Source organism: Streptomyces sp. NPDC058964, from assembly GCF_042741275.1.
GTDB lineage: Bacteria > Actinomycetota > Actinomycetes > Streptomycetales > Streptomycetaceae > Streptomyces.
Genome location: NZ_JBHYKH010000462.1, coordinates 1 through 7,286 on the forward strand (window position 1 = coordinate 1; position 7,286 = coordinate 7,286).

The following is a 7,286-nucleotide window of genomic DNA, read 5'->3' on the forward strand; positions in this document are numbered from 1 at the left end:
TGCCCGGGGTGCACGCCGTGCTCGACAGGATGAGCGACTTCGCCGAGCGCGTCCGCTCCGGCGCCTGGACCGGGCACACCGGCCGGCGGATCCGCAACGTCGTCAACATCGGCATCGGCGGCTCCGACCTGGGCCCGGCCATGGCCTACGAGGTGCTGCGCCCTTACACGGAGCGGGAGTTGACCTTCCGGTTCGTGTCGAACGTGGACGGCGCGGACCTGCACGAGGCGGTGCGGGACCTGGACCCGGCGGAGACCCTGTTCATCGTCGCGTCCAAGACCTTCACCACCATCGAGACGATCACCAACGCCACCTCCGCCCGCTCCTGGCTGCTCGCCGGTCTGGACGGCGAGGAGAAGGCGGTGGCGAAGCACTTCGTGGCCCTGTCGACGAACGCCGGGAAGGTCGCCGAGTTCGGCATCGACACGGCCAACATGTTCGAGTTCTGGGACTGGGTCGGCGGCCGCTACTCGTACGACTCGGCGATCGGCCTGTCCCTGATGATCGCCATCGGGCGGGACCGCTTCCGCGAGATGCTCGACGGGTTCCGGCTCGTCGACGAGCACTTCCGCACCGCGCCCGCCGAGGCCAACGCCCCGCTGATCCTGGGCCTGCTGGGCATCTGGTACGGCAATTTCTTCGACGCCCAGTCGCACGCGGTGCTGCCCTACTCGCACTACCTGTCCAAGTTCACCGCCTACCTGCAGCAGCTGGACATGGAGTCCAACGGCAAGTCGGTGGACCGGCAGGGCGATCCGGTGGAGTGGCAGACCGGTCCGGTGGTGTGGGGCACGCCCGGCACCAACGGGCAGCACGCCTACTACCAGCTCGTCCACCAGGGTACGAAGCTGGTCCCGGCGGACTTCATCGGCTTCGCCCGTCCGGTCGACGAGCTCAGTGGTGAACTCAAGGACCAGCACGACCTGTTGATGGCGAACTTCTTCGCCCAGACGCAGGCCCTGGCCTTCGGCAAGACCGCGGACGAGGTGCGCGGCGAGGGCGTGCCCGAGGAGCAGGTCGCGCACCGCACCTTCCAGGGCAACCATCCCACCACCACGGTCCTGGCGACCGCGCTGACCCCGTCGGTGCTCGGCCAGCTGATCGCGCTCTACGAGCACAAGGTGTTCGTCCAGGGAGCGGTGTGGAACATCGACTCCTTCGACCAGTGGGGTGTCGAACTCGGCAAGGTCCTCGCCAAGCGTGTCGAACCCGCCCTGACCCAGGGGGCGGACGTCCCGGGCCTGGACCCGTCCACCAAGGCTCTCGTCGCCGCGTACCGCACGCTCAACCACGCCCGGAACGACCGGAACGCTCAGGAAGAAGTGAACTGATCATGCAGCTCGGACTCATCGGCCTCGGCAAGATGGGCGGCAACATGCGCGAGCGGATCCGCCGCGCCGGCCACACCGTCCTCGGCTACGACCGCAACCCCCAGCTCTCCGACGTCGCCGACCTGGCCGAACTGGTCGCCCGGCTCGACGCCCCCCGCACGATCTGGGTGATGGTCCCGGCCGGCACCGCCACCCAGTCCGTCGTCGACGAGCTCGGGGAGCTGCTGGAGGCCGGCGACACGGTGGTCGACGGCGGCAACTCCCGCTGGAGCGACGACGAGAAGCACGCCGCGGAGCTCGGCGCCAAGGGCATCGGCTTCGTCGACGCGGGCGTCTCCGGCGGCGTCTGGGGCCTGCAGAACGGCTACGCGCTGATGGTCGGCGGCGACGGCAAGGACGTCGAGCGACTCCAGCCGATCTTCGAGGCGCTCAAGCCCGAGGGCCCCTACGGCTACGTCCACGCCGGGAAGGTCGGCGCCGGGCACTTCTCCAAGATGGTCCACAACGGCATCGAGTACGCGATGATGCAGGCCTACGCCGAGGGCTGGGAACTCCTGGAGAAGGTCGACTCGGTGGACAACGTCCGCGAGGTGTTCCGCTCCTGGCAGGACGGCACCGTCATCCGTTCCTGGCTGCTCGACCTCGCGGTCAACGCCCTGGACGACGACGAGCACCTCGAGAAGCTGAAGGGCTTCGCGCAGGACTCCGGCGAGGGCCGGTGGACCGTCGAGGCGGCCGTCGACAACGCGGTGCCGCTGCCGGCGATCACCGCCTCGCTCTTCGCGCGGTTCGCCTCGCGCCAGGACGACTCCCCGCAGATGAAGATGATCGCCGCCCTGCGCAACCAGTTCGGCGGTCACGCCGTCGAGTCCGCGAAGGAGTGAGCCATGGGGGACCATGGGGGACCTCCTTCCGGGCCGCCGCGGTGAGACGGAATGGAGCGTGTCGGGCCGGCACACCAGCCGGACCGGCCTGCCCCCGACCCCGCACGGCGCGGAACAGGCGAAGTCCCGCGCTCCGCTCCTCTCGGGCCGGACCTTCGCGCTCAGGCCGACCAGCCCTGCGCGTCCCGACCGGCCGCCGGCTGGGCCCCGCGCCCGCGGACGCCTGTTCCAGCCGGCGACGGGCACGCTCGGCCGGCTGTCGACGGAGCACGGGCGCCCCGTGATCGCGGAGTGGAACGGCAGGGGCTGACCCCTGCCCGCGGCTGGCCCCGGACACCCCTGCCCGCGCCCGAGATACGAGTCCTTGGCCCAGGAGGTCCTCCCGGGCCGAGCTTCTACAATCTCCGGCACTGGCCCCACACGCCCCTAGGAACCCGATGACCAGCGTCGACGAACCGGTACGGCACAACGGGCGCATCCGTGACGCGGCCCGCACCCGGGGCGAGATCCTCGACGTGGCGACCCAGGAGTTCGCGCGGGCCGGGTACGACGGCGCCCGGGTCGACGAGATCGCCGCCCGTACCCGCACCACCAAACGCATGATCTACTACTACTTCGGCGGCAAGGAGCAGCTGTTCACGGCCGTGCTGGAACGGGCGTACGGCGTGATCCGCGAGGCCGAGCAGGAGCTCGACGTGGAGCACCTGGACCCCGTCGCGGCCATCCGGCGGCTGGCCGAGCTCACCTTCGACCACCACGAGCGGCACCCGGACTTCGTCCGCCTGGTCAGCATCGAGAACATCCACGGGGCCGAGCACATCGCCGCCTCCCGGAAGCTCGGCAGGATCGGTTCGCCCGCACTCGGCGTGATCCGCCGCATCCTGGCCTCCGGCCAGGAGTCGGGCTTGTTCACGGCCGACGTCGACGCGGTCGACCTGCACGCGATGATCAGCTCGTTCTGCTTCTTCCGGGTCGCCAACCGGCACACCTTCGGCGCCCTGTTCGGGCGGGACCTGGTCGACCCCGCACAGCGCGGGCACTACCGCACGATGCTCGGCGACATGGTGATCGCCTACCTCACGACGGAGCGCGCGACGGACCGGATCCCGCCGCGCGGGACCGGGGGCTAAGGGCGCTTCGGAGCCCCGTACGCCCGCTCGACGCGCAGCCGCACGACCAGCCGGCGGTCGCGGACCATGGCCGCCCGGTAGTCCTCCCAGTCGGGGTGCTCGCCCAGGACGTCGCGGTAGAGGCGGATCAGCTCCTCCACCGTCTCGTCGTAGGGGTCGCGCGCCACGGGCGAGAGCTCGGCCGTGCCCTCGACGACCGTGTAGGCCCACCGGTCGGCGGTGGTGACGTGGTACGAGGCGCGGGGGTCGCGGCGCAGATTGCGGGTCTTGGCCCGGTCGTCCGTCACGGAGACGCGGATGATCCGCTCGTCGGGGTAGTACGCGTGACTCACGTTCGACAGCTGGGGGCGGCCGTCGCGCTTGAGGGTCACCAGTACCCCGCCGTGGCCCTCGGAGAGCAGCTGGAGCAGTGCGTCCTGCGTCACTTCCTCAGTCATGCATGAGTGAACGGCGCAAGGCCGGCCGCGCATTCCCCGGTGCCCACCGCACCTTCGAGTAGACACTGTCTACGCACTGCTGGTAGACAGTGTCTATGAGTGAGTCCGATACGGGTCTGCGGACCCGGCTGGTCGACGTGGGCGTGGAGTTGGTGACCGCCGAGGGCGCCCAGGCGCTGACCCTGCGGGAGATCGCCCGCCGTGCCGGGGTCTCGCACGGCGCGCCGCGCCGCTATTTCCCCACCCATCTGGAGCTGCTGTCGGCCATCGCCCGACGCGGCTTCGGCGCGCTGGCCGACCGGGCGGGTTCGGTGCTCGGCGACGGCACGGCGGAGCCGCGCACGCAGCTGGCGGCACTCGGTGAGGTCTATCTGCGGTTCGCGCTGGACAACCCAGGTATGTATGAGCTGATGTTCCGTCACGATCTGCTGGAGAGCGGCCGTCTGGGCCTGCGGGACACCAGCCTGCCGCTCTTCGGACTGCTGACCGAGCTGGTCGGCAGGGTGCGGCCCGAAGCGGACACCCGCCTCGTCGCGGGCGCGTTGTGGGCGAACCTGCACGGAATCGCCCAGCTCTGGAGCTGGGGAAGCCTCCAACTCGCCACCGACGCGGCGGACTTCACCACCCTCCTGCGGTCCGCGCTGGACGCGCACCTCGGACCGGGGGGCACACGGTGAACCGCGCCCTCACGCTGGTGGGCAGCGTGGCGGGCGCCGTGGTCGTGGCCCTGGACGGCACGGTCCTCACGGTCGCTCAGCCCGCCCTGCAACGGGATCTGCGCGCGTCGTTCACCCAGGTCCAGTGGACCAGCACCGCTTATCTCGTCGCGGTGGCCGCCCTGCTGGTGTTCGCCGGGCGGCTCGGCGACCGGTACGGGCACCGGCGCGCGTTCGCCTGGGGCATGCTCGGGTTCGGCGCGGCGTCGGCGGGCATCGGCCTGGCACCGGACATCGGCTGGGTGATCGGACTGCGGGTGGCCCAGGGGGTGTTCGGCGCGCTGCTGCAACCGGCCACGCTCGGAATGCTGCGCGCCGCGTACCCGCCGGACCGGCTGGCGATGCCCCTCGCCGTGCGGACCAGCGCCATCGGGCTGGCCGCCGCCGCGGGGCCGGTCGTGGGCGGAGCGCTGGTGACGGGGCTGGGCTGGCGGGCCGTCTTCTTCCTCAACGTGGTGCCCGCGTTCGGCTTCGGCGTGCTCGCCCTCGTCCTACGCGGTCCTGAGCGCGCCGGGCCGGCGGACACCCCGCTGGACCTGCCGGGCGCCCTGCTGCTCGCCGTGACGCTGGCCTGTCTGGTCGCCTCGCTGGTGGCGCCGCACCCGGCGGGCCTGGCCCTGGCCGCGCTCACGGGTGCCGCCTTCGTCCGGCACGAACGCCGTACCGCGAGCCCGCTGCTGCCCCCGCAGGTGATCGGCTCGGCGTCCGTCGGCGCGGCGCTCGGCATCCTGGTCGCCGCGTCCGCGTCCCTGTTCGGCACGCTGTTCGTCGGCACCTACGTGCTGCAGGACACCCTGGGCCTCGACCCGTTCCGGAGCGCGCTGCGCAGTCTCCCGCTGGCGGTGCTGATGGTGGCGTCCGCCCCCGGATGCGCCGTGCTGCTGCGGCGGGCCGGCGCCCGCCGTACGGCCGCGGCGGCGATGGCAGTCCTCGCGCTCGGTGTCCTGCTGCTGTCCCGGGCGTCGGGCACGCTCGCCCTGTGCTGCGGATTCGCGCTGCTGGGCGCCGGGTTCGGCACGGTGATGGTGGCGGCGACCCATGTCGTCGTACGGCAGGCGGACGTCGGGTCGGCCGGTGTCGCGGGCGGACTGCAGCAGACCGCCCTCAACATCGGCCCGACGCTGGGCGTGGCCGCGGCGGCGGCGCTCATGGGACCCGGCACCGCGCTGCCGCTGACCGTGCTGGCGGCACTGGCCGCCCTCGGCGCGGCGGCGGCCCGCGCGCTGCCCGGCCGCTCCGTCGCGTCGATCACACAACACCCCGACGAGCAGGCCCGTTCGGCGGTTCCTGCGCGACGATGAGGTCTGATGAGGTACGCGGCGGTACCCGGCGGGGTGTGCCGGACCGTATCGCGTACGACGCGACCGGAGGAGAGCGATGGCACAGCTGCGACAGGAAGTCGACCCGGGCGAGGTCGGGCTGGACGCGAAGGCCCTTGACCGTCTCGACCAGTACTTCGCCCGCCATGTCGACGAAGGCCGCCTGCCCGGCTACCTGGTGGCCCTGGCCCGTGGCGGCCGCGTCGCCCATCTGACCACGTACGGCCACCGGGACATCGCGGCCGGGCTGCCCGTCGAGCCGGACACCCTGTGGCGGATCTACTCCATGACCAAGCCGGTCACCGCGGTCGCGGTGCTGCTGCTGGTGGAGGAGGGAAGGCTGTCCCTGGACGACCCGGTCGACCGCCATCTTCCCGTGTTCGCCCACCCCCGGGTGTACGAGAGCGGATCCGGGGCCGAGGTGCGCACCCGCCCGGCCGACGGACCCGTCCTGATCCGGCACCTGCTCACCCACACCGCGGGCCTGACCTTCGGCTTCTACCACTCCCACCCGGTCGACGCCCTCTACCGCGACGCCCGCCTGGAGTCCTCGGTGCCACCGGGCGCGGACCTCGCCGAGACCATCGAGGTGTACGCGGGCCTGCCGCTCCAGTTCGAGCCCGGGACGCAGTGGAACTACTCGGTCGCCTCCAATGTGCTCGGCCGGGTCGTCGAGGTGGTGTCCGGGCAGCCGCTCGACGAGTTCTTCGCCGAGCGGATCTTCCGCCCGCTGGGAATGACGGACGCCGGACTCCACATCACCCCGGAACAGGCCCCGCGGCTGGCGGAGTTGTACGGCGAGACGGACGACGGCGGCATCGCGCCGATTCCCGGTCTCCCGCTGCACGGCCGCCCCCGCTTCCTGTCCGGCAGCGGCGGCATGGCGGCCACGGCACACGACTACCACCGCTTCATGGAGATGCTCCGCCGGGGCGGCGAACTGGACGGCACGCGCCTCCTCTCCCCCGCCACGGTCGCCCTGATGACGAGCAACCACCTCCCCGGCGGCGCCGACCTGCGCGCCTTCGGCGCTCCCGCCCACCAGGAGCCGGGCAACGAGGGTGTCGGCTTCGGCTTCAACGTCTCCGTGGTGATCGACCCGTCCCGCACCCTGGCCCCGAGAGGTCTTGGCTCCTACGGCTGGAGCGGGGTGGCGACCACGACGTTCTGGGTGGACCCGGGCCGCGAACTGACGGTTCAGTTCATGACCCAGGTCCGGCCCAAGAAGCTGAAGGTGTTCCCGGAGCTGAGGCGGCTGGTGCACGAGGCGGTGACGGACTGAGCCCCGCCCCTTCCGACCGTCGGGCCGCACGCCGAACTCCGGTTCCTCGGCGGCGCGTTCCGCGAGCGGGCACCAGGACCTGACGGCCGGACGCCGGGTCGACCTCCAGCCCGGGAAGCGTGGACGCGCGGCGCGGCGCGGGCCCCCCGGGGCCCCGCCGGCGGGGGGCCCCCCCCCCCCCCCCCCC

General features: G+C 72.1%; 8 protein-coding genes. 7 read left to right on the forward strand and 1 reads right to left on the reverse strand.

Going from position 1 to position 7,286, the window contains the following annotated elements; all coding sequences use genetic code 11:
- From pgi to ACFW2E_RS37020, 4 genes are all read left to right on the forward strand, one after another.
- Window positions 1-1,331 (forward strand): glucose-6-phosphate isomerase (pgi, locus tag ACFW2E_RS37005; protein ID WP_384473464.1); only part of this gene is annotated, 1,331 nt, incomplete at its 5' end.
- Window positions 1,332-1,333: 2 nt separating this feature from the next.
- Window positions 1,334-2,215, forward strand: a complete 882-nt coding sequence (gene gnd / locus ACFW2E_RS37010) for a phosphogluconate dehydrogenase (NAD(+)-dependent, decarboxylating) (RefSeq protein ID WP_384473467.1) — start codon at window positions 1,334-1,336, stop codon at window positions 2,213-2,215.
- A 13-nt stretch (window positions 2,216-2,228) separates the two neighbouring features.
- Complete coding sequence (locus tag ACFW2E_RS37015; RefSeq protein ID WP_384473470.1) at window positions 2,229-2,525, forward strand: histidine phosphatase family protein; 297 nt, start codon at window positions 2,229-2,231, stop codon at window positions 2,523-2,525.
- 127 nt (window positions 2,526-2,652) lie between these two features.
- Window positions 2,653-3,345, forward strand: a complete 693-nt coding sequence (locus ACFW2E_RS37020) for a TetR/AcrR family transcriptional regulator (protein ID WP_384473473.1) — start codon at window positions 2,653-2,655, stop codon at window positions 3,343-3,345.
- Here the strand turns inward: ACFW2E_RS37020 and ACFW2E_RS37025 are convergent.
- The gene (locus ACFW2E_RS37025) at window positions 3,342-3,782 is read right to left on the reverse strand and encodes a PPOX class F420-dependent oxidoreductase (RefSeq protein WP_384473476.1); all 441 of its coding nucleotides are present in this window, start codon (window positions 3,780-3,782) and stop codon (window positions 3,342-3,344) included. The genes ACFW2E_RS37020 and ACFW2E_RS37025 overlap by 4 nt on opposite strands.
- A 95-nt stretch (window positions 3,783-3,877) precedes the next feature.
- Here ACFW2E_RS37025 and ACFW2E_RS37030 point away from each other — a divergent pair, with 95 nt between their 5' ends.
- The 3 genes from ACFW2E_RS37030 (at window position 3,878) to ACFW2E_RS37040 (ending at window position 7,099) form a co-directional block, all read left to right on the forward strand.
- Window positions 3,878-4,459, forward strand: coding sequence for a TetR/AcrR family transcriptional regulator (locus ACFW2E_RS37030; protein WP_384473479.1), 582 nt, complete (start codon window positions 3,878-3,880; stop codon window positions 4,457-4,459).
- Window positions 4,456-5,799: an MFS transporter gene (locus ACFW2E_RS37035; protein WP_384473482.1), complete on the forward strand. Its 1,344-nt coding sequence runs from the start codon at window positions 4,456-4,458 to the stop codon at window positions 5,797-5,799. Before ACFW2E_RS37030 ends, ACFW2E_RS37035 begins: the two co-directional genes overlap by 4 nt.
- 76 nt (window positions 5,800-5,875) lie before the next feature.
- Window positions 5,876-7,099 (forward strand): serine hydrolase domain-containing protein, encoded by a 1,224-nt coding sequence (locus tag ACFW2E_RS37040; RefSeq protein ID WP_384473485.1) that lies wholly within the window; start codon window positions 5,876-5,878, stop codon window positions 7,097-7,099.
- Window positions 7,100-7,286: the final 187 nt, after the last annotated feature.